Source organism: Duganella fentianensis (assembly GCF_964031615.1).
GTDB classification, from domain to species: Bacteria; Pseudomonadota; Gammaproteobacteria; order Burkholderiales; family Burkholderiaceae_D; genus Rugamonas; species Rugamonas fentianensis_A.
Genome location: NZ_CAXIQN010000008.1, coordinates 105,049 through 126,684, shown reverse-complemented (window position 1 = coordinate 126,684; position 21,636 = coordinate 105,049). Strand labels below are relative to the sequence as shown.

The following is a 21,636-nucleotide window of genomic DNA, read 5'->3' as shown; positions in this document are numbered from 1 at the left end:
GGGCTTAAACCTGCCAGACAGAGTAAACTACGCACAAATTTCTTTCGCAATTAGGCGATTCGAACATACTTGTGAGTGACGCCATGTCTGTATCCCCCCAATCTTCCATTCCCCCCGTAACCCTGTTTTCCGATCTGGACCTCAGTGCCCCTTTGATCAAGGCGCTGAAGGAAGTCGGTTACGAATCCCCGTCGCCAATTCAGGCGGCGACCATTCCGCTGCTGCTGCAGAACCTTGACGTGCTGGGTCAGGCCCAGACCGGCACCGGTAAGACGGCAGCGTTTGCCCTGCCTATCCTGTCGCGCATCGACATCCGTCAGACTACACCGCAGGCGCTGGTGCTGGCACCAACGCGCGAACTGGCGATTCAGGTTGCCGAAGCGTTCCAGACCTATGCCGCGCATATTCCCGGCTTCCATGTGCTGCCTATCTACGGTGGACAGAGCTACGGCCCGCAGCTGTCGGCACTGCGCCGCGGCGTGCACGTCGTGGTCGGTACGCCGGGCCGCGTAATCGATCACCTCGATAAAGGTTCGCTTGATCTGTCCAAACTGAAAACGCTGGTGCTGGACGAAGCCGACGAAATGCTGCGCATGGGCTTTATCGATGATGTCGAGCGCATCCTGCAGGAGACGCCGGAGTCGCGCCAGACGGCGCTGTTCTCGGCCACCATGCCTTCGGCCATCCGCCGCATTGCCAACACCTATCTGCGCAGCCCGAAAGAAATCACGGTCGCAGCCAAGACGGGCACCAATGAAAACATCCGCCAGCGCTACTGGCTAGTGAGCGGCATGCACAAGCTCGATGCGCTGACCCGCATTCTGGAAGCGGAAGACTTCGACGGCATGATCATCTTCTCGCGCACCAAGCTGGGCACGGAAGAACTGGCGCAGAAGCTGCAGGCGCGCGGTTTCTCGGCCGCCGCCATCAATGGCGACATCCAGCAGGCCCAGCGCGAGCGTACCATCCAGCAGCTCAAGGACGGCAAGATCGATATTCTGGTCGCTACCGACGTAGCGGCCCGTGGTCTGGACGTGGAACGTATCAGCCACGTGGTCAACTACGATGTACCGCATGATCCGGAAAGCTATACCCACCGTATCGGCCGTACTGGCCGTGCCGGCCGTAGCGGCGAAGCCATCCTGTTCATCACTCCGCGTGAAAAAGGTCTGCTCAAGTCGATCGAGCGTGCCACCCGCCAGCCTATCGGCATGCTCGAACTGCCGACCATACAGGCGGTGAACGATGTACGTATCGCCAAGTTCAAATCGCAGATTAGCGAAACGCTGGCGCAGGGCGAGCTGGAACAGTTCCAGTCGCTGATCGAGGACTTCGAGCGCGAACAGAATATTCCGGCTATCGAAATCGCGGCGGCGCTGGCCAAGATGGCGCGCGGCGACGTGCCGCTGCTGCTGGATAAGAAGCAGCAGATTCCTGCCGCCAGCTGGGACGAGCGTCCGGGCCGTCAGGTAGGTTTCGAGCGTGCGGATCGTGGCGAGCGCACCGAGCGTGGCGATCGCGCCGAGCGTTTCCCGAAAAAGGAACGCGTGATGCGCGCACCTGATCCGGGCATGCAGACCTTCCGCATCGAAGTGGGCTACCAGCATGGCGTCAAGCCGGGCAATATCGTGGGCGCGATTGCCAACGAAGGCGGCATCGACTCCAAGCACATCGGCCGTATCGAGATCTACGACGACTACACGGTGCTCGATATGCCGGACAACCTCGATAGCGAAGTGCTGTCTCATCTGGCCGGCATCAAGGTCGCTGGCCAGCAGTTGCGCATCAGCCGCGATGGCGAAGCGCCAGCCGAAGCACCGCGCGCTCCAGCTAAGGCGGCCAGCAAGCCGGCTAAAGCCGCTGCGCCAGTCAGCCCAGCTGCCTCGCCGCTGGCCAAGGCCGCACGGGTGGATGCGAACGAGCTGGAAGAAGCTGCTCCTAAAAAGAAAAAGGAAAAGCCCGGCAAGATCGCGATTCCCATGAGCGCATTCCGCATCGAAGTGGGTAGCAACCATGCGGCCACGCCCGCCAACATCGTCGGTGCGATTGCCAACGAAGCAGGGCTGGAGGCCAAGCATATCGGCCGTATCGAGATCTTCGACACCTACAGCATGCTGGAACTGCCGGACGGTATGCCGCCCGATCTATTCAAGCATCTGGGCAAAGTCTGGGTTGGTGGCGCGCAGCTGAAAATCAGCCATGCTGACCGCATGCCACCGGAATCAGGCAAGCACACGCCGCCGAAAAAACCGGCGGCTGCGACCAAGCCTAAGAAAAAATACTGATCGTATTGTTCTTCTCTCTGACAGGGCCGCAAGGCCCTGTTGTCATTTGTGGCCCTGCACGGACACAGTGCAGGGTCCCTGCTGCGTTGCACCAATAGCTAGCTTTTTTGCCACATCCGGCCTCCATCACGCCTGCGACACCCTTGCAAGGGGCTGGCGCGCTTATTGCATAGATCAAGCAAAAAGCCCAACGAAACGCCAAGGGGAGCGTCTATATGGCTGGAAAAAACTGCCGGAGTGCCGATGTTGCTACGCAATGAGCTGCTGCATTACACGCAGCCGGTAGCGCGCACTCTGCGCATTCTGTGGATAGATCCCAGACAGCGCCACGCCTATCTGTTCGATGTGGCGGGACAGGATAGCGAGGTAGAGCGCTGCACACTGGCGCGCATCCATGCCGATCTGGCGGCAGGGCGGGCCACGCGCGGCACCAGCGATCCTTATCTGATGATACGGGGCGAGGGCGAAGCTCAGCCTGCCCCTAAACATCTGGCGCTACGCGACCGTGCGTGGCAGATCATCGCGCCTTTAGTCGCGCAGGAACCCGCTATCTATCAGGCCCAGTTGCGTGGTGCACTGGTGGCACAGGCGACTCGTCTGCATGGTGTATCGCACCCCACCGTGTACCGCTATCTGCGGCGCTACTGGCAGCGCGGCCAGACGCCGAATGCGCTGCTGCCTGATTATGCTAACTCCGGTGGCCGCGGCAAGCTGCGTCAGGCTTCGGCGGGCGTCAAACGCGGTCGCCCGCGCAAAGATGGCGCTGCCACCAGTACGGGCGTGAATATGGATGAGGAGATGCGCCGCGTGCTGCGCGTCGCCGTGGCACGCTACGCTGCCACCCATGCGCGGTTTTCCCGGCAGGGCGCTTACCGCCATATGCTGGCAGAGTTCTTCTGCACCCGTCAGATCGATGTTAACACGGGCCGGATTACCGCTGTACAGGCTGTGCCCCATACTAGTCTGCCCAGCTTCGGCCAGTTTAATTACTGGCTGGATTACGATGACGACCGTCCGCTGCAGGTGCAGCGTCGCGCCGCAAGCGCAAGCGCAAGCGCAAGCGGCAGCGCTAGTTCCAGTGCTTCTGTCGCACAGGGTACACCAGACGGGCTGCCCGCTACGGGGCGTCCCGGTGCCGCGTTCTGTCTGAGCGTGATGCAGGCCGAGCTACAACTGGTGTCGCGCGCCGACCGCCTGCAGTGTATAGGCCGGCCATGGCTGTATATTGTGACGGATGCCTACAGTCAGCTCATCACGGGCTATTACGTCGGCTTCGGTGGTGTCAGTCGCGCCCACGCGCTACTGGCACTAGCCCATTGCGGTGCCGATAAAGCCCGCTACTGTGCCTCTTACGGGCGCACTCTCGACGCTGCGCAGTGGCCAGCGCGACACCTGCCCGCCAGCCTGAAGCTGGCGCCGGAACTGGGTACGGGAGGCGAGTTCACCGCGCTGCTGAACAACTTCAATCTGCCCGTGTGCGTAGCGCTCGACACGCCACAGGCATGGCTGCCCGTGCTGGAGCGACGCTTCCGTCTGCTGCCTGCCAGCGCGCCTGCAACAGTACCTGCCAGACCGGGACGGCTTGACGGGGTACTGGATCTGGATGAATTCCACCAGTTGCTGCTGGATGCCATCCTGTATTACAACAGCCGCAGCATGCTGCATAGTGCCACGCCGCTGCAGCACTGGCAGCAAGGCATGGCGCAGCATGGCAACGCTCTGCGTACCTATCCGGAGCATCTGCTGCGCTGCAGCCTGCTGCCGGTGACCGAAGCGCTGGTAGGTAGCGAAGGCATACAGCTTTTCAACCAGTTCTACACCTGCATGCGGGCGTTCGACGACGGCTGGTTCGAGCGCGCGCGTACGCGCGGGCCATGGAAGATCAAAGTGGCATACGATCCGGCCGATATGGAAACCATCTATCTGCTTGATGCCGCAGCACCCATGCAGTATCACGCCTGCCATCTGCGCGAGAGCAGTGCGCCCCAGCAGCTGGCGCAAGTGGAATTTGCACTATTGCCGCGCACCTCTTTGTATTCGGCCAGCCCCTCTCTACGTGCTACTACGCACAATTACGCCAGCTATGTGAACTAGGCTGGTGCATTTCTGCTTTCCTGCCAGCTGTCTGCTTTTCCCTTGCTGATTTTGAGCCGCATGCGCATCGCCTTGGTGCGCGTCTTGTGATTTTCTGTTTGCCTGCGCGGTGACTGAAATAGGGGTAAGAAAATAAAGTTTTTTTCTGCAGCCTTGCATGACGCTTACGCGCCAGTCAGAAAGTAAACCATATGAATAAAGGGCTGCTTTCAATGTGAAGCAAGTTTATTTGTTTATTCATATGTGGCACACCGATTGCTAGATGGTAGTTATCGCGGCATCACTTGCGCATCAGACTTTTAGCAAATCGGTGAGGAAGCAGATGGAAAGCAAGACAGTAAAACAGTTTAAATCGTTTAGTTCATTCACGCGCAGGGACTTCCTGTATCGCGCGGCGGCGGTGGGCGGCACGGGGTTGCTGCTGAATACCATGAATGCTTGGGGCATGGGCATAGGCTCCACCGCCTCGGCACCGCCAGCCCTGAGCGGCAGCGGCAAAGGCAAGAAGGTGCTGATACTGGGCGCCGGTCTGGCCGGCATGACGGCCGCCTACGAGCTGGGCAAACTGGGCTACCACTGCCAGATACTGGAAGCACGCAGCTTTGCCGGCGGTCGCTGCCAGACTGCCCGCAAAGGTTTTAGCCTGACAGAGCTGGGTGGCGAGAAGCAGACCTGCGAATTCGATCAGGGCCATTACATCAACCACGGTCCATGGCGCATTCCCCTGCATCACCAGTCTACGCTGCACTACACCCGCCTGTTCGAAGTACCGCTGGAAGTGATGGTGAACGATAACGATCACGCCTTTGTGTATTCGGAAAACGCCGGCCCGTTTGCGGGCAAGCGCATGCGGGTAGCAGAGATCAAGGCCGATATGCGCGGCCATGTATCGGAACTGTTAGCCAAATCCGTCAAGAACCGCCAGCTCGATCAGGAACTGAGCGAAGACGACAAGCGCCTGCTGCTCGACTATCTGGCACACGAGGGGCAACTGGCTGGCGCCGATTTGCAGTACAAGGGCCGCAGTGGCCGTGGCTACGCTGTCAATCCCGGCGCCGGTGTCTCGCCCGGTGCCGGCACGCCGTCCGATCCGCTGGGCTTCAAGGACCTGCTGGCCTCCAAGCTGGGCAATGTGTACAGCGCGGTGCAGGATTTCCCCATGCAGAACACCATGTTCCAGCCCGTCGGCGGGATGGACGCCATCGCCAAAGCGTTCGAGAAACGCGTTGGCAAGAATATCCGCTATCGCTCGGAAGTGCAGACTATCCGTCAGAACGACAAGGGCGTGACCGTGACCTACAAGGATACGGGCAGCGGCAAACTGGCCAGCATCAGCGCGGACTACTGCCTGTGTGCGATTCCGCTCTCCGTGCTGCGCCAGATCGATACCGATTTTTCGGACAAATTCAAAAAGGCTATCGCGACGGTGTCGTATGCACCGGTCGGCAAAATCGGCCTGCAGATGAAACGCCGCTTCTGGGAAGAAGACGAGCACCTGTATGGCGGTCATATCCTGACCGACCTGAAAGGCATCAACACCATCTCGCTGCCATCGACCGGATGGCAGGGGAAAAAAGGCGTGCTACTGGGTTACTACCAGTACCAGACGGCCGCCATCGAAATCAGTGCTCTGTCGCCGCAGGAGCGCGCCGCGTTTGCGGTAGCAGCAGGCCAGAAGATCTTCCCGCAGTACAGCGAAAACTTCGAGACGGCGTTCTCCGTTGCGTGGCACCGAGTGCAGTACAACCTCGGTGGCTGGGCGGAGTGGACCGAGAAGACCCGAGCTGCTGCCTATCCCACGCTGGTGGAAGGTGAAGGCCGTGTTCTGCTGGCAGGGGAGCATCTCAGTTATCTCACGGGCTGGCAGGCCGGCGCGATCGAATCGGCCTGGCAGCAGATCGCCAAAATTCACGCGAGGGCAAGTGTATGAAAGAGGGGCTGTTCAAAATCGCGCTGCTAGTAATAGCCGCCATCGCTGCCGGTGCCACGGCACCGGCGCGCGCCGACGGTATGGATGGCAAGGCGCTGTTCCTGAAGAACTGCGCGGCCTGCCACCAGCCGACCGGCAAAGGCATACCGGGCGCTTTCCCTGCGCTGGCAGGGAACAAATTCGTGCAGGGCAAAAGCACCGATGTGGCCACCGTGCTGCTGAAAGGACGGGGCGGTATGCCGGACTTCAGCGAAAGCCTGAGCGATCAGGATATTTCCACCATTCTCAGTTTCGTCCGCAGTAGCTGGGGCAATCAGGCGGCACCGCTGAGCGAGGCCGAAGTCATGGCCCTGCGCGATGTGCTGCAGGTAGAACCATTCAGTAACGGTCAGATGTCCAACAAACATTGAAAGAGCACAGAAAAATGAAAACACCACAAAACCTGAAACGCGTTCTGGCCGGCCTGATGGTACCGGCAGCAATGGCACTGGCCTGCCAGAGCGCCGCCGCCGCACCGAAGGCGGCCGAGATCGTGCGCCACAAAATACCCGGCTCGGACTTCCCCATCGCCCTCGCAGTCATGGTGCCGCCCACGGCGACGCTGCACTTCGTCAGCGGTCAGGTGCCGGCGGTAGTCGATAGCAGCGCCGCGCCCGATTCCATCGCCGCCTTTGGCGATACCCGCACCCAGTCGGAAACGGTGCTGAAGAAGATCAAGGAAATCCTGCAGGGCATGAAGCTCGATATGCCGGACGTGATCAAGATGACGGTGTATCTGGTCGGTGATCCGGCCAAGGGTGGCAAAGCGGATACCAAAGGCTTCATGGAAGCCTACACCCAGCATTTCGGCGGTAGCCAGACCAGCCTGCCCGCGCGTGCTGTGGTGCAGGTGGCGGCGCTGAGTAATCCGGGCTGGCTGGTCGAGATCGAAGTACTCGCTGCAAAAAAATAATTCACCCCAGTTTCTAACGACTTTTAATCAACGAGGAATCACTATGCACAAGGCTAAATTGAAGATCGGCGTCGCCGCCGTGATGTCCACCCTCGTCATAGGCTCTGCCTATGCCGTTGCTCCAGCAGTTGATGCAGTAGCCGGTGCCGCAGCCGCAGCCGCCGATGTGGCGGGCGATGCTGCCGTCAGCGCAGTGATTGTGACCGGTACCCGTGCCACCGGTATGAAAGTAGAAAATAGCGCGTCGCCGATACAGGTGCTCGATGCCACCGCTCTGCAGCGTACCGGCCAGCCAGATCTGATTCAGGCGCTGGCGCAGAACCTGCCATCGTTCACGGCGCAGGCGTTTGGCGGCGACACCGCCAACCTGACGCTGTCGGCCCGTCTGCGCGGCCTCAGCCCGAACGATACGCTGGTGCTGATTAACGGTAAGCGCCGTCATGGCACGGCCAATCTGGCCGTGCTGGGTGGCCCGTATCAGGGTGGTGCAGCAGCTGACCTGAACTACATTCCCGTGGCAGCGATCGACCATATCGAAGTGCTGCAGGATGGCGCTGCGGCGCAATATGGCTCCGATGCGATTGCCGGTGTGATTAACATTATCCTGAAGTCGAACAACCGCGGTGGCACGGCCACTGTGACGGGCGGCGGCTATGTCGATGGCGGCGGCCGTACCGGCGATGGTGCATTCAATGTGGGCATGGAGCCGTTCAAGGACGCTTATCTGAGCATCACTGGGGAATCGAAATACCACGGTTATAGCGATCGTGGCGGCATCGATCCGCGCGTAATCAATCCGGCCAATATGGCGGCCTATCCGGGCATGTTCCAGCAGCCGGGCTACCCGCATGTGAATCACATTTCCGGCGATGCGCAATACCACCTGAATGTACTGGCAGCGAACTTCGGCTATGATTTTGCACCGGGTAGCCAGCTGTACGCGATTGCCACCTATGGCCACAAGGAAGCGCGCGCCTACGAGAACTACCGCCTGCCTAGCCGTCTGCCGCTGGTCTACCCTACCGGTTTCTCGCCCAAGGAAACACTGAAGCAGGACGACTTTGCACTGACGGCCGGTATCAAAGGCACGCTGGCCGGCTGGAATATGGATCTGAGCAGTACCTACGGCAAGGACACCAGCAAGATCGGTGTGGCAGATTCGGGCAACGTATCGCTGTTCAAAGACACGGGCTCGACTCCGACCAACTTCCGTGCCGGTGCCTTTATTGCCAGCCAGCTGACCACCACGCTGGAAGCGAGCAATGAATTTGCCATCGGCTGGGCCAAGCCGCTGACCGTGGCCACGGGTCTGGAACACCGCATCGATAAGTACGAAATCGAAGCCGGCGATGCCGCATCCCGCTACAAGGAAGGTTCGCAGTCGTATCCGGGCTTCTCGCTGACCGACGCCGGTTCGCACCGCCGTACCAATCAGGCGGCGTATATCGATTTCGCCGGCAATCCGGTAGCGGATCTGACGCTGGATCTGGCCGCGCGCTACGAGCACTTCAGCGATTTCGGCAACGCCAAAGTGGGCAAGTTCACCACCCGCTACGACTTCACCCCGGCCTTCGCGCTGCGCGGTACCTTCAGTAACGGCTTCCGTGCGCCGACGCTGGCCGAGGAATACTATTCGGCTACCAACGTCAGCCCGACCAGCGCCTTCGTGCAGCTGGCGCCGAATTCGGCCGGCGCCAAGCTGGTGGGAGTGGATGGCCTCAAGCCTGAGCACTCGACCAACTTCAGCCTCGGTATGGTGCTGAACCCGACCAGCAATCTGGCCATCACCCTCGATGCCTACCAGATCACCATCCGTGACCGTATCGTCGGTTCCGGTGCGCTGTACGGCTCCGGTGGTTCGGTGAATTCGCCTGCCGTGGTAGCGGCGATCAAAGCCAATGGCAACGTGCTCGATAGCACCGTCAGCCAGACCGGTATTAACATCTTCTCGAACGCCGTCAACACCCGTAGCCGCGGGCTGGAGTTCGTCGCTACGCTGGCCGAGAGCTATGGCACGGCGGGCAAGGTGGACTGGTCGCTGGCCGCCAACTACAACAAGGTGGAAGTGGTGAAGATCAATCAGGCGCCTAAGCAGCTGCTGCCGCAGTCACTGCTGGACCAGACCGCCATCTCCGATCTGGAAACGGCTTCGCCGAAAATGCGCCTGAATCTGGGCGCGCTGTGGAAGATCGGTAACTGGACGGTCAACCTGCGCGAAGCCATCTACGGCCCATCGTCGAACTATGGCAGCGAAGACGGTTCGGTGTATCACAAGACGGAAATCTCCACCACGGCGATTACCGATCTGGAAGTGGGCTACAAGATCAACAAGGACTGGTCGCTGGCGGTAGGTGCCAATAATCTGTTCAACAAGTATCCGGACGGGATCAATCCGCTGCTGCTGGCTGACCAGCGTGCTGCCGGCGACAATGCGGCAGTGACGGTATTGCCTTCGTTCTCGCCATTCGGCATCAACGGTGGTTACTACTACGTGCGCGCCAACTACAAGTTCTAAGCTGATCTGGGCAATGCGAAACGGGGCGGCCGCCAGCGCAAGCTGGTGGCCGTTTTTCTTTGGGTGTAGCATGGCGCATTCTGTTGTGGAGGCGCACGATGCTGAAAAAAATGCGTAAAACCCTGCTGGCTGCTGCAGTGGCGGGCAATGTGGGGGCGGCAGCTGCCGCCACCGTCACTGTGCCTATGAGCTTGCAGGATTATCTGGCCCTGCATGGCCCGGCGCCTACTGCCCACGTGGCGTATGGCGCGGCGCCTTCGCAGTATGGCGAACTGTTTGTGCCCGCTGGCGCCGGGCCGTTTCCGCTGGCGGTGATCATCCACGGCGGCTGCTGGACCAAGGAGTTTGGCGGCATTAGCCAGATGCGCAATATGGCTGCCGCGCTGACGCAGCAGGGTATCGCCGTGTGGAATATCGAGTATCGCCGCTTTGACGAAGCGGGGGGCGGTTATCCCGGCATGTATCAGGATGTGGCCAGCGCCATGGACCAGTTGCGCCAGCTGGCGCCGCAGCATGCGCTGGACTTGCAGCGCATCGTGCTGGTGGGGCATTCGGCCGGTGGCCATCTGGCCCAGTGGGCGGCTGCACGCGCGCGTCTGCCCCATAGCAGCCCGCTGTACGTGGCGCAGCCGCTGGCTGTGCCGGTGGTGATCAGTCTGGGCGGGCTGGCTGATCTGCGCAATGAGGAACGCCTGATCAAGACCAGCTGCGACCGCGATATGGTGCAGCTGACCGGTCACCCGAGCGCCAGCCGCCTCGACGTATTCAGCGATACCTCGCCGGCAGAAATGCTGCCGGCCGGTGTGCGCACGGTGCTGATTCATGGTGAACTCGATGTGATCTCCCCCACCCGGGCGGGACAGGATTACGCGCGCCGCGCGCAGGCGGCCGGCGATGCGGCCGAAGTGATCGTGCTGCCGGGCGCCAGCCATTATGATGAAGTAGCGGCCAGTTCGCCCGCCTGGCTGATCGTGGGCGGCCAGATCCGCCGTGCGCTAGGTCTGCCTTAATAGCGGTCGTATTTGCGGGCGTCGCCCTGTACCTGTGCGGCCGGATATTTTTGCCCGTTCAGGGCGATTTTCTCCACGGCGGCGGCGTGCAGGTCCACCCCTGTCTGGTCGGCCAGCTGCACCAGATATAGCAGCACATCGGCCATTTCGTGGCGGATGCCGGTGCGGGCCTGCTCGTCCAGTTCATGCTCGGCTCCCGTCACCAGCCACTGGAAGTGTTCCATCAGCTCGGCCGCTTCGACCGACAGCGCCATGGCCAGATTCTTCGGGGTATGGAAGGCTTGCCACTGGCGCTCGGCGGCAAACTGGCGGGTCAGGTCGCGCAGAGCGATCAGGCTATCCTCGGGCGGGCGGGAACTGGTCATGATGGTGGGCTGGTGGTGTGAACAGGGGCGCAAAGTCGAGGCCCGATGATAGCACCGGTGCCGCACCATCTGCGCCGTCGATGACGTTTTTGCACCATTCACTCCCTGATTTCTACCGTTCGTCGCTTTTGCCTGCCGTTCCGGCGTGCGCTTTTCTATAGTGGCGACACTATTCAATAAGGGGGAACTCTCATCATGCGTAAAGCTATTTCTCTGGCCGTACTGGCCGCCTGTGCTTCGCTGGCCGGCTGCGCCATCGTCGTGATCCCGGATGACGGTGGCAACGCCCGCGTCACCAGCGTGTTCGGCAGCTCCGGCGTACAGGGCAACGGCCAGACGGTAGTGGAGCAGCGTCCTGCGGTGGATGCCGACAGTATCGATATCAACGGCCCGCTGCAGGTGGAGATCAAAGTGGGCAATGCCACCGGCCTGCAGGTGGAAGGCGATAGCAATCTGCTGCCGATGGTGCGTACTGATGCCAGCGGCGGGCTGCTGCGCGTCTGGGTCGATGGCAAGGTCAATAGCAGCAATGCGCTGCGCGTGACCTACACCACGCCGGCGCTGCGCCAGATCCAGAGCAATGGCTCCGGACGCCTGATCGTGACGGGCCTGAACGGCGGTGCGCTGACCCTGAGCCAGAACGGCTCGCGTCAGGTGCAGCTGGCTGGCCATGTCAGCCGTCTGGAAGCCCGTCTGAACGGCTCCGGCAGCGTCACGGCGGCCGGTCTGCAAAGCGGCAGCACCACGGCCAGTCTGCACGGTTCGGGCAAGCTGGATCTGGGGCGGGTGGATGGCGAGCGGCTGGAACTCGATGTGCGCGGTTCCGGCGGCGTGCATGCCAGCGGCATGGTGCGCAATATGAATGTGCGCGTATATGGATCCGGCAGCGCCAGTCTGGCCGGTCTGCAGAGCCAGAACGCCGAGCTGGTGACCTATGGTTCGGGCAGTATCACGGCCGCCGTCAGCCAGTCGCTGGTGGCTACTTCCAACGGCTCCGGTTATGTCACCGTATATGGCAATCCGGTGCAGCGTAACGTCAGCGGCCGCAATATCACGCTGATGCAGTAAGCTTTATGTTCGCCTTTGCTGCCGTGCGCTGTGCCAGTTGCTGGCGGAACGCGCGGTAGTCGGCCGCGCACTGGCGCGGCGCTTCCAGCATGGGCAGGTGGCCGATGTCGGCCATCATGATGCATTGATGGTCAGCGTACAGCGCTGCCAGCGCGGCTGCACCGGCCGGATGCAGAATGCGGTCGCGCTCACCCCACACGATCAGGGCTGGCGTATCCAGCCCCGTGTACTGCTGCTCCAGCAGCGGCGAGGCTGCCACCTGCTGCATGATTTTTTCATGCAGCGCAAAGTCGGCGGCGGCACGCCGTGCCAGCGCCGTGCGCACCGCATATGGCAGGAAGAAACGGCGGTGACGCGAATACGCCAGCATTTCGCTGAAATCCCCTTCCGTGCGCACCAGCAGGGGCAGGGCGCCGCTATCGCGGTAGCCACGTAGCGCCTGCGAATCCTGCGCCGCTGCCGTGCCGGCAGCATCCAGCAGCCACAGGCTTGCCACCCGTTCGGGATAGCGCGCAGCAAACTGGGCGACGATGAAGCCGCCCATGGAATTCCCGCCCAGATGCACCTTGCCCTGTCCTGCATGACGATCGAGGAAGGCGCGCAGGTGCTCGACCTGATCGCAGATGCTGTACTTTCCCTGCGGGTCGCGTCCCGCTGCGCCGAAGCCGGGCAGGTCGGGCATGAGCACGCGGTAGTGCGGCGTCAGATAGGGGGCGATGCGGGTGAAATTATCCTTGTCGGCGCCGAAGCCGTGTACCAGCACCAGTACTTCGCCACTACCGCCTTGCAGGAAGGGCATGGCTTCGTCCTCCCCATGCAGGCGCAGGCCGCAGCGCGTCCGTTCCAGCGCCATGGCGATACGCGCTACAGGCAGCGGGGCGATACGTTCGGCGGCCAGCACGATCAGTAGCACTAGCAGGGCGATCACGGGCAGCAGGACGGCAAGCGGCAGATACAGCATGATTCAATCAACCTCGGGATGGAAGCCGCGCAGGCGCGGGCGGTGACGACGGCGTGGCAGCATTATGCCAGTTCGCCATTCTGCAGTTTCTGGATCAGGGCAGGCAGCGGCATCGGCTTGGCATACAGATAGCCCTGCATGCAGGCACATTTATTGGAGATCAGGAATTCGGCCTGTGCCAGCGTCTCTACGCCTTCTGCGACGACGCGCAGGCCGAGATGGCTGGCCATGGCCAGTATCGACTGCACTAGCGCGGCGCTGCTGCTATCGTCCGGAGTATCGATGATGAAGCTGCGGTCTATCTTCAGTTCGTACAGCGGCATTTTCTTCAGGTAGGCCAGACTCGAATAGCCGGTGCCGAAATCGTCGATGGAGAAGCGCAGGCCCATGGCCGCCAGCTGGTGCATGCGGGCGATGGTTTCTTCCATCTTGTCGATCAGCAGACCTTCTGTCACTTCCAGTACCAGCAGGTGGGCCGGTGCACCCGTCTCGGCCAGCGTACGCGCTACCAGATCGACGAAATTGGCTTGCCGGAACTGGGTCGGGCTGACGTTGACGGACAGCGGCAGCGTATGTCCGGCTTCCTGCAGACGCAGCACGGCGTAGCAGGCCTGTCGCAGTGCCCAGGTGCCCAGCGCCACGATCAGGCCGGATTCTTCTGCCACGGGGATGAAGATATGCGGCGGCACCATGTCGCCGTTTTCAACCGGCCAGCGCATCAGCAGCTCGCCGCCAATGGCGCGGCCATTGGTATCTACCTGCGCCTGCACATACATCTGCAAGGCACCGCTATTCAAGGCCGCACCCAGTTCATGTTCGATGTTGAGGCGGCGCTCCACGTCGGCCTGCATGGCTGCTTCGAAGAAGGCCACACCATTGCGGCCCGCGGCCTTGGCGCGGTACATGGCGGTATCGGCTTCGCGCAGCAGGTCGTGCGCCGTCTTGCCCGTACGGGGCAGCATGGTCACGCCTATGCTGGCGGTGGAGTTGTAGACCTGACCTTCGATTTCCAGTTCTTCGCTCAGGGCCAGCCGCACCTTTTCCGCCACTGTCAGCGCGGCATGGGTGGCCACCGTCAGATCGTGCGCCAGATGGCCCAGCAGCACGACGAATTCATCGCCGCCGATGCGGGCCACGGTATCGGCCTTGCGCATCAGCTGGCTCAGGCGCTCGGCGGCATTGCGCAGCACCGTGTCGCCGATGGTGTGGCCGCGCGCGTCGTTGATGGTCTTGAAGCGGTCCAGATCGATGAACATCACGGCGCTGTAAGTGCCGCCACGGCGCGACGAGGCCAGCAGCTTTTCCAGATTGTCCATCAGCATGCGGCGGTTCGGCAGTCCCGTCAGTACATCGTAGTAGGCCAGCTGGTGGATGTCGTCCTGCGATTTTTTGCGCTCGGTGATATCGCGCTCCACCGCTACCCAGTGGGTATTCACGCCCGCTTCGTCGGTGAACGGCACCAGATCCGTCTCCACCCAGTAGGCTTCGCCCGACTTCGTGTAGTTCAGCAGTTCTGCCCGCACCGGTTCGTTGTGCGCCATGGCTTCGCTGATCTTGGTCAGCACGGCTTCTTCCGTCTCCGGACCGCGCAGCAGACGCAGGCTGCGTCCTATCACTTCGTGGCGACGGTAGCCATTGCGCCGCTCGAAGGCTTCGTTGACGAAGATGATGTGCTGGGTAGCGTCGGTTGCATCGCCCGGTTTATCCACTTCGGCGATCAGAATCATGTCGTTCAGGCGCGAGACGGCCACCGCCGTCAGGCGCAGTTCGGCGTTCAGTACGGACAGTTCGTTCTGGCGTTGCTGCAGCTGCTCGAAGGACTTGGCCAGATGGCGCAGCAGCACGGCGCAGGACAGCGTCAGCACGGCTGTCATGAACATGAAGTTGATGGAAATGATGGCGGCCTTGAGGAAGGCGTGATTGGGGATGCCCTCGATCTGCAGCTTGGAATTGGCGTCGAAGCCCAGCACCATCACCACCGCGCCGGCCAGCGCCAGAGTGGCTAGTGCCGGACGCAGGCCCAGCAGCAGCGCCGCTAGCACGGGAATGGCCATCAGGTAGATCTGGCTGACGGGGCCGACCTTGAGCAACAGGGCGATACCGACGATGAAGGCGATCGCCAGAAAATTCAGTACGCGGACGGTGTAGGCCAGACTATGCCAGCGCCAGATGATGGCTAGCCAGACGATGGCGCCGACATCGGTGACCACAATAGACCACATGCCTTCGCTGACGGCCAGCAGCGCGCTGGGGATGGCGGTAATCGCTCCCAGCACTAGTACCACCAGCAGCAATCTGGAAAAAACCTGTGCGCGCCAGTGCGCAATATCGTTCGGTACAGCCACCTATGCAGCCTCCGGAAGTTGTCGCGGTTCCTATAGAAGATAGTACCCGCAAACTCCTAGGCTGTCAGTAAAGCATTAATCCTTGGCGGAAACACTACCGATGCCGCTGACCGATTTGTTGACGGTCTTGGGATGGCCGTAGTAGCCCAGATCGCCCATGCCTTTGGCAATCACGTTGAGGGTATCGCTGGCGTAGACGTTGACGGCGCCTATGCCTTCGAAATTCACATCGACACGTTTGGCTAGCAGGGCTTTGGTATCGAGTTCGCCCACGCCTTTGGCGTTGATGCGCAGATAGTCGATTTTGCCCTTGGCCACCAGGTGGCCGGCGCCTTGGAAACCGATGTCGAGCCGGTCGCCCTTGATGTTGTTGAGGATGGTTTCACCGGCGCCCTGTACCTTCAGGCGGCTCAGTGCTGGCAGGGAAACCTTGATCAGGGGACTATTTTTGCTGGCCTTGAATTCGCCATCGGGCGCGGTAATGCGCAATTCCTTTTCCACGACCTCGGTACGCAGGCCGGCGATGAATTTATCGTCGCCGCTGATCTGCAGCGACTGGCTGGCCCCCACTTCCACCGTCATGGAAAAGCCGCCATGGGTGCTGATGGCGATAAATGGTGGCAGGTTGCGGCTTTCCTGCGCCGCTACGGCATTCAGACTCAGCAGCGTAGCTGCTATAGCAATCACACGACGCATACACCCTCCTGACGAAATTACAAATTGTACAATGTTGCACATCATTCAGGTGTTGCGCCGTCACGACGGTCGGGTTACGCCGAAGGGCGTAACCCAAGGGCATAACCCAAGGGTGTGACCCATCCCGCTTATTTGTTGCTCAGGCATTCCTTCATGAAGGCTTTGCGCTCGTCGCCTTTTTTGCCGGTGGCATCGGCGTTACATTTCTTCATCTTGTCCTGCTGGGTCATTTTTGGGGCTTCGGCAGCAGGCTTGGCGCTCAGGCATTCTTTCATGAAAGCTTTGCGCTCGTCGCCTTTTTTGTCGCCTGCATCGGCGTTACAGGTTTTCATCTTGTTTTGCTGGGCGGTAGGCTCGGCCGCATACACGGCGCCGCTCAGGGACAGGATCAGGCTGGCAACGAACAATTTTTTCATCATCTCTTCCTCGGTGTCGGATCGTGGTGGACGGGTCGCAGCTGCAACCACAGCTTTACTATAACGGAGTTGCTGCGCTGCGAACAACCACCTTTTCATCCCCTTTCATGCACAGACTACGCGGCGGCCTGATCGGGCCGGCCGCAATAGCGTTCCACATACAGCTGATGGGGCGGCAACTGCTGCACCGTGCGGTCGACCGAGGCCTTAATGCTGCCGAGGAAGTGCGAGAGTTCTTCGTCGCCCATCAGATCGGCCGTCTGGTGGTGCGCGGCCGGCATGATGCCCTGCCCCAGCATGACCTGTATCCACGAGTTCTCGGCAAACAGTTCGTTGGGAATGCGGAACACCCGTCCCGTGGCGCGGAACAGTTCGATGCGGTGGCGCAGGCCGGCCGGAATGTCCATCTCGCGCGCATCGCGCCAGAACGGCGAGTCGTGACGCTGGTTGACGTGGTAGTGCAGGATGATGAAATCGCGGATATGTTCGATCTCGCTATTGCACTGGGCGTTGTACTCGGCCACGTCGTAAGGGCTGATACCGTCGGCGGGGAAGTTCTGCATCAGGCGGATCACGGCGCGCTGGATCAGGTGGATCGAGGTCGACTCGATCGGCTCGAGGAAGCCGCTGGACAGGCCGATGGCCACCACATTGCCCACCCACGTATTACGGCGCTGGCAGGGCATGAACGGGATCACGCGCGGCGTGGTCAGTACTTCGCCCTGCACATTGCCCAGTAGCTGGCGCATGGCTGCATCGTCGTCCAGATAGCGGCTTGAATACACCAGACCATTGCCGACGCGGTGCTGCAGCGGTATGCGCCACTGCCACCCGGCCTGATGGGCCATGGAGCGGGTTAGGGGGATGGCGGGGCCTACCGAGGCCGTCTGCACGGCAATGGCGCGGTCGCAGAACAGCCATTGCGACCAGTCCTGCATGGGTTCCTGTAGCGCTTCGCCGATCAGCAGGCCGCGGAAACCCGTGCAGTCGATAAACAGATCGCCTTCGATTTCCTGCCCCGATTCCAGCACGATGGAGCGGATATCGCCGTTATCGTCGTGGCGCGTGTAGCGCACGATTTTGCCTTCGATGCGCTGTACGCCGCGCGGCTCGGAGAGGCGGCGCAGATAGCGTGCATAGCGGCCAGCGTCGAGGTGGTAGGCGTAGTTCATGCCCTGATTGGGCAGGTGGGCAAAGCGGTTTTCCTTGGACGCCTTGAGTTCGAGGCAGTAGTCGCCGTAGTCGCCGGCCAGCCCGCGCTCCACACCTTTGTGCCAGAAGTGCTGGAAGCCGGCCGTCCAGTGGTCGGTGCCTGTCATGCCGAACGAGTGGATGTAGTCTTCTTTGACATTGCGCCAGCTTTCGAAGCCGATGCCCAGCTTGAAGGTGGCCTGCGTCTCGGCCATGAATTCCTGCTCGTTGATCTCCAGCAGATTGTGGAAATTGATCAGGGTAGGGATGGTGGCTTCGCCCACACCCACCGTGCCGATATCGTCCGACTCGACCAGTTTGATATCGAGTCGCTTGCCCAGTACTTTGGCCAGACCAGCGGCCGCCATCCAGCCCGAAGTACCGCCGCCGCAGATGACAACGCGGCGCACCGGACGGCGCGCAGCCTGAGGAGATTCAGAAGTAGATGCTTGCACGATGGGATTCCTTAACGGTTCATTTTTTTCAGGATCTGTGCACGCAGCATGCGTGCACCTTCGTCGTCGAGCGGTGCCAGCACATTGCGCGCATGCTCGGGTATGTGGGCGGCGGTCTGCTCGTCGGCCTCGAAGATGTAGTGGCGGAAGATCTCCTGCCATGCCCTGCGCTGCTCCAGCGGCAGGTCGCGCAGGGTGAGGAAGGCCATCATCAGCGCATTGGTGGGCGTATCCATGTAGTCGGGCGACTGGCGCCACCAGTAGTTGACCAGCACGTTGAAGGCGGCCAGCCCCTCCACGTGGTGCCACCACATGCTGGGGATGAAGATGGCGTCGCCCGCCTCCATTTCCGCTACCTGCGCATGTTCGAGCGCAGTGGCGAATCTGGGGTAGCGTTCGAAATCGGGCTGGTGGAAATCGACCAACGAAATGGCCTGTCCGGCCGGCGTGAAATCGAGCGGGCCGATATACAGGTTCTGCAGCTGATCGGGCGGGAACAGCGTGAAGCGGCGGCGGCCGGCCGCCACCACGGCGATATTGTCCGGCACATCGTAGTGGGCGGCGATGCGGGTGCGGTTGCCGATCCAGATGCTGACCAGCGGATCGCGCTGGCCCAGCGCCAGATCGTTGTGTTCGCGGAAGCCGGGCAAACAGGTGTCCACCGTGGTGGAACCCACATACACGGTGGGCGCCGGATCCAGATGGCGCTTGGCTTCGATTTCGTCCAGCACGTTATTCAGCTTGGCGTGCACGGGATAGAAGTTAAAGCCGCTGGCATCGGCGTTGTAGAAGAAGCGGCCGGCCGCTTCCGGTGGTCCCAGCATGGCGCCCACCGTGGCACCACGGTAGAAGCTGCGTAGATAGGCATCGGCTTCCTGTTCCGAACGGCGCGCCGCCTGCACCATCGGCCAGCTAGCTGCCAGCCCGCGCAGCAGCAGCGGTTCGGTCGAGGTCAGCAGGGCGTCATTCAGATCATTGACGCCCAGACCGTGGATTTCGCGGATGGCTTTAGCCATGGCGGTAGTTCATGCGGTCGATCAGGCTGCGCAGATTGGACAGCGACGCCAGCACCATGTAGATCGATTTCAGGTGACCGCCTGCATGCAGCGTGGCCAGTGCGGCGGCATCGAGTGCTGCCAGCTTGTCTTCGTTGATGGTGTAGAAGCCCACCAGCCGGTTCTGCGAGCCGTTATTAAGTTCGATATCGAGCACGAAGCTTTCCAGCAGTTCGTACTGCAGCAGGGCGGCGAGGAAGGCTGGGGTCTCCTGCAGGCCCTGATGGATGGCGGCCAGCAGGGAATTGGTCTGTTCAAGGAAAGGCGTGGAGCCGCCGTGCGGCTTGAACACGGCTTCGCCCACGCTGCGGCTGATGCGCGGACTATCCAGATCGATATTGATCATCAGCTCGTCGCCATTCACGCCGATCAGGAAAGGCTGGCGCTCCACCATCATGGGCAGATACATGGCCTGCCACTGATCGCCTTCGAGGAACAGGTTCTCGCCTTCTGTGAAGCCGAACAGGGCGACCGGCTCGAAACCCAGACCATCGGTAGTCTTGCGGAACACGATGGGGTAGCAGGCCTGCACGTCGCGGAATTCGGCCGGAAAGGTCACGGCCAGCATCTGGTTGTCGCCGTATTCGGCGCCGCGCTGCGTGATGATGTGCAGATCCTTGTGATCGATGTTGTTGAGTAGTGCGTGGTTGGCCATGGTGTCTGTCTCGTTGTGGTTGTTGTGCTGATGATGTGTTCAGGTTCAGATGTTCTGCAAGCCGTGCTGGCGGATGTGATCGAGCAGACTGCGTACGTCCGGCAAGGCGGGCAACATGCGCCGCGTCAGGCTGGCCGCTTCGCGGAAATAGCCGTCGGCCATGGCCGCTTCCTGTGCTGGCGCTGGCCGGAACTCGCTACGGAAGCCCATGCCATACAGGATGTACTGGTAGCTGGCAGTGGGGAACACTTCCTCGATGCGGGGGAAGTCGTTGCGGCTGGGCGCGCGGTGCTGCCACAGCGTGAGCAGATCCTGCAGGCGCTGCGGCACGGTGCTTTGCTGGTCGCGCCAGTAGGCCGTGTCGCGCCGCTGGCTCAGCACATAGTGCAGCTTGAGGAAATCGATCACGCGTTCCCAGCGATAGCTGAAAGTTTCGTTATAGCGTGCTGCCACGATATCCATGGCGGCGCGGCTGGCCGGCAGTTCGTCTGCCACCATGGTGGCGCCCATTTCCACCAGCGCCAGTGCCGACGCTTCCAGCGGTTCGATGAAGCCGGCCGACAGGCCGATGGCCACGCAGTTGCGTTGCCAGAAGCGGGCGCGGTAGCCCGGTTCGTATTTGATCTGGCGCACGGCACCGGCATTGGCCGGGCCGCCCGTGGCGCGGATGTAGGCGCGTAACTGCGCTTCTGCCTCGTCGTCGCTGATGTAAGCGCGCGCATACACGTGGCCCACGCCGCGCCGCGTAGGCAGGCCGATGTCCCAGATCCAGCCCGCGTTTTGCGCAGTGGACGTGGTCTGTGCGGCAATCGGTGCGTCGCTGCTGGCATATGGCACCTGTATCGCCAGCGCCGTATCGTTGAACAGCACATGCTGCTGCGAGATTAGCGGCACCTGATAGTGCTTACCCAGTAGCAGCGACTGCATGCCCGTGCAGTCGATGAACAGATCGCCTTCCAGCGTGCCGTTGCGCGCTGTCTGCAGGCTGGCGATATCGCCATCGGGCGCGCTGTTAATGGCCAGTACATGGTCGGCCAGATAGCGCACACCCAGTTTGCGCGTGCAGTGCTCGCGCAGGAACAGGCCGAATTTGCCCGCATCGAGGTGGTAGCCGTAGTTGGCCACGGCCGCATATTCGGGTGTGACGGCCTGCTTGGGAGCGCGCCCCTGTACGCACAGGTGCGGCTGGTAGCTGACCAGATCGGCAAACGGAATATCGGGATGCTGTTGCTGCCACGCGCGCGGCAGATCCACTTCGCCCCAGCCCTGCGGCATCACGAAGGGATGGAAATACACGTCATCGGCGCTGCCGTTGACCCAGCCATTGAAACGCGAGCCCTGTTTGAAGGAGGCGTCGCACTGGCGGAAAAATTCGGTTTCACTGACACCGATGCGGCGCAGCGTGTCGCGCATGCTGGGCCAGGTGCCTTCGCCCACGCCGATGGCAGGGACGTCCGGCGATTCGATTAGGGTGATCTCGACCGGCGTGCCTTGCTGCGCCGCCGCGATCAGACCGGCCGTGAGCCAGCCAGCGGAACCGCCGCCCACAATCACGATACGTCGGATCATGTTGTTCGCCTTGTGTGGATGTGATGGTCTGAAAGTCTAACCGAAAAGGGCCGCTGATACGTAGTGACTCAGCG

17 protein-coding genes and 1 pseudogene are annotated in these 21,636 nt (G+C 61.3%); 9 read left to right on the top strand and 9 right to left on the bottom strand.

The window, feature by feature from the left end:
- The first annotated feature begins 83 nt into the window (after window positions 1-83).
- The 8 genes and pseudogenes from ABNT42_RS05125 to ABNT42_RS05090 all read left to right on the top strand — a co-directional run bounded on the left by ABNT42_RS05125 (window position 84) and on the right by ABNT42_RS05090 (window position 10,786).
- Window positions 84-2,285 (top strand): DEAD/DEAH box helicase, encoded by a 2,202-nt coding sequence (locus ABNT42_RS05125; RefSeq protein ID WP_348694900.1) that lies wholly within the window; start codon window positions 84-86, stop codon window positions 2,283-2,285.
- A gap of 243 nt (window positions 2,286-2,528) precedes the next feature.
- Window positions 2,529-4,379, top strand: coding sequence for a Mu transposase C-terminal domain-containing protein (locus ABNT42_RS05120; RefSeq protein WP_348694897.1), 1,851 nt, complete (start codon window positions 2,529-2,531; stop codon window positions 4,377-4,379).
- A gap of 363 nt (window positions 4,380-4,742) precedes the next feature.
- Window positions 4,743-4,808, top strand: a pseudogene (locus ABNT42_RS05115) (hypothetical protein); the annotation flags it as partial.
- A gap of 1 nt (window position 4,809) precedes the next feature.
- Window positions 4,810-6,309, top strand: coding sequence for a flavin monoamine oxidase family protein (locus ABNT42_RS05110; RefSeq protein WP_348694895.1), 1,500 nt, complete (start codon window positions 4,810-4,812; stop codon window positions 6,307-6,309).
- Window positions 6,306-6,719 carry a cytochrome c gene (locus ABNT42_RS05105; protein ID WP_348694892.1) on the top strand — a complete coding sequence of 138 codons (414 nt, stop codon included), beginning with the start codon at window positions 6,306-6,308 and terminating at the stop codon, window positions 6,717-6,719. The genes ABNT42_RS05110 and ABNT42_RS05105 overlap by 4 nt, the downstream gene beginning before the upstream one ends.
- 14 nt (window positions 6,720-6,733) lie before the next feature.
- A complete protein-coding gene (locus ABNT42_RS05100) occupies window positions 6,734-7,261 on the top strand; it encodes a RidA family protein (protein ID WP_348694889.1) in 528 nt (175 codons plus the stop codon).
- A 43-nt stretch (window positions 7,262-7,304) separates the two neighbouring features.
- Window positions 7,305-9,776: a TonB-dependent receptor gene (locus tag ABNT42_RS05095; protein WP_348694886.1), complete on the top strand. Its 2,472-nt coding sequence runs from the start codon at window positions 7,305-7,307 to the stop codon at window positions 9,774-9,776.
- Between the two features lie 98 nt (window positions 9,777-9,874).
- The gene (locus ABNT42_RS05090; RefSeq protein ID WP_348694883.1) at window positions 9,875-10,786 is read left to right on the top strand and encodes an alpha/beta hydrolase; all 912 of its coding nucleotides are present in this window, start codon (window positions 9,875-9,877) and stop codon (window positions 10,784-10,786) included.
- Here the strand turns inward: ABNT42_RS05090 and ABNT42_RS05085 are convergent.
- Window positions 10,783-11,151: a nucleotide pyrophosphohydrolase gene (locus ABNT42_RS05085; protein WP_348694881.1), complete on the bottom strand. Its 369-nt coding sequence runs from the start codon at window positions 11,149-11,151 to the stop codon at window positions 10,783-10,785. The genes ABNT42_RS05090 and ABNT42_RS05085 overlap by 4 nt on opposite strands.
- A 195-nt stretch (window positions 11,152-11,346) precedes the next feature.
- Here ABNT42_RS05085 and ABNT42_RS05080 point away from each other — a divergent pair, with 195 nt between their 5' ends.
- Window positions 11,347-12,219 carry a DUF2807 domain-containing protein gene (locus ABNT42_RS05080; protein ID WP_348694878.1) on the top strand — a complete coding sequence of 291 codons (873 nt, stop codon included), beginning with the start codon at window positions 11,347-11,349 and terminating at the stop codon, window positions 12,217-12,219.
- Here ABNT42_RS05080 and ABNT42_RS05075 read toward each other — a convergent pair.
- The 8 genes from ABNT42_RS05075 to ABNT42_RS05040 form a co-directional block, all read right to left on the bottom strand.
- Window positions 12,203-13,180, bottom strand: a complete 978-nt coding sequence (locus ABNT42_RS05075) for an alpha/beta hydrolase (RefSeq protein WP_348694875.1) — start codon at window positions 13,178-13,180, stop codon at window positions 12,203-12,205. The two genes, ABNT42_RS05080 and ABNT42_RS05075, sit on opposite strands and share 17 nt — an antisense overlap.
- Before the next feature lie 62 nt (window positions 13,181-13,242).
- Window positions 13,243-15,525, bottom strand: a complete 2,283-nt coding sequence (locus ABNT42_RS05070; RefSeq protein WP_348694873.1) for an EAL domain-containing protein — start codon at window positions 15,523-15,525, stop codon at window positions 13,243-13,245.
- A 75-nt stretch (window positions 15,526-15,600) separates the two neighbouring features.
- A complete protein-coding gene (locus tag ABNT42_RS05065; RefSeq protein ID WP_348694870.1) occupies window positions 15,601-16,221 on the bottom strand; it encodes a DUF2807 domain-containing protein in 621 nt (206 codons plus the stop codon).
- Between the two features lie 128 nt (window positions 16,222-16,349).
- Window positions 16,350-16,637 (bottom strand): PsiF family protein, encoded by a 288-nt coding sequence (locus ABNT42_RS05060; protein ID WP_348694867.1) that lies wholly within the window; start codon window positions 16,635-16,637, stop codon window positions 16,350-16,352.
- Window positions 16,638-16,753: 116 nt separating this feature from the next.
- Entirely contained in the window at window positions 16,754-18,283 is a 1,530-nt protein-coding gene (locus tag ABNT42_RS05055; protein WP_348694864.1) for a tryptophan halogenase family protein, read from the bottom strand.
- An 11-nt stretch (window positions 18,284-18,294) separates the two neighbouring features.
- Window positions 18,295-19,299: a cupin-like domain-containing protein gene (locus tag ABNT42_RS05050; RefSeq protein ID WP_348694861.1), complete on the bottom strand. Its 1,005-nt coding sequence runs from the start codon at window positions 19,297-19,299 to the stop codon at window positions 18,295-18,297.
- A complete protein-coding gene (locus ABNT42_RS05045; RefSeq protein WP_348694858.1) occupies window positions 19,292-19,993 on the bottom strand; it encodes a SapC family protein in 702 nt (233 codons plus the stop codon). The genes ABNT42_RS05050 and ABNT42_RS05045 overlap by 8 nt, the downstream gene beginning before the upstream one ends.
- 45 nt (window positions 19,994-20,038) lie before the next feature.
- Window positions 20,039-21,562 carry a tryptophan halogenase family protein gene (locus ABNT42_RS05040; protein WP_348694855.1) on the bottom strand — a complete coding sequence of 508 codons (1,524 nt, stop codon included), beginning with the start codon at window positions 21,560-21,562 and terminating at the stop codon, window positions 20,039-20,041.
- Window positions 21,563-21,636 lie beyond the last annotated feature (74 nt).

Coding starts and splice junctions, on each gene's coding strand:
- ABNT42_RS05125 (WP_348694900.1), top strand. CDS start 84: ATGTCTGTATCCCCCCAATCTTCCATTCCCCCCGTAACCCTGTTTTCC.
- ABNT42_RS05120 (WP_348694897.1), top strand. CDS start 2,529: ATGTTGCTACGCAATGAGCTGCTGCATTACACGCAGCCGGTAGCGCGC.
- ABNT42_RS05110 (WP_348694895.1), top strand. CDS start 4,810: ATGAATGCTTGGGGCATGGGCATAGGCTCCACCGCCTCGGCACCGCCA.
- ABNT42_RS05105 (WP_348694892.1), top strand. CDS start 6,306: ATGAAAGAGGGGCTGTTCAAAATCGCGCTGCTAGTAATAGCCGCCATC.
- ABNT42_RS05100 (WP_348694889.1), top strand. CDS start 6,734: ATGAAAACACCACAAAACCTGAAACGCGTTCTGGCCGGCCTGATGGTA.
- ABNT42_RS05095 (WP_348694886.1), top strand. CDS start 7,305: ATGCACAAGGCTAAATTGAAGATCGGCGTCGCCGCCGTGATGTCCACC.
- ABNT42_RS05090 (WP_348694883.1), top strand. CDS start 9,875: ATGCTGAAAAAAATGCGTAAAACCCTGCTGGCTGCTGCAGTGGCGGGC.
- ABNT42_RS05085 (WP_348694881.1), bottom strand. CDS start 11,151: ATGACCAGTTCCCGCCCGCCCGAGGATAGCCTGATCGCTCTGCGCGAC.
- ABNT42_RS05080 (WP_348694878.1), top strand. CDS start 11,347: ATGCGTAAAGCTATTTCTCTGGCCGTACTGGCCGCCTGTGCTTCGCTG.
- ABNT42_RS05075 (WP_348694875.1), bottom strand. CDS start 13,180: ATGCTGTATCTGCCGCTTGCCGTCCTGCTGCCCGTGATCGCCCTGCTA.
- ABNT42_RS05065 (WP_348694870.1), bottom strand. CDS start 16,221: ATGCGTCGTGTGATTGCTATAGCAGCTACGCTGCTGAGTCTGAATGCC.
- ABNT42_RS05060 (WP_348694867.1), bottom strand. CDS start 16,637: ATGAAAAAATTGTTCGTTGCCAGCCTGATCCTGTCCCTGAGCGGCGCC.
- ABNT42_RS05050 (WP_348694861.1), bottom strand. CDS start 19,299: ATGGCTAAAGCCATCCGCGAAATCCACGGTCTGGGCGTCAATGATCTG.
- ABNT42_RS05045 (WP_348694858.1), bottom strand. CDS start 19,993: ATGGCCAACCACGCACTACTCAACAACATCGATCACAAGGATCTGCAC.
- ABNT42_RS05040 (WP_348694855.1), bottom strand. CDS start 21,562: ATGATCCGACGTATCGTGATTGTGGGCGGCGGTTCCGCTGGCTGGCTC.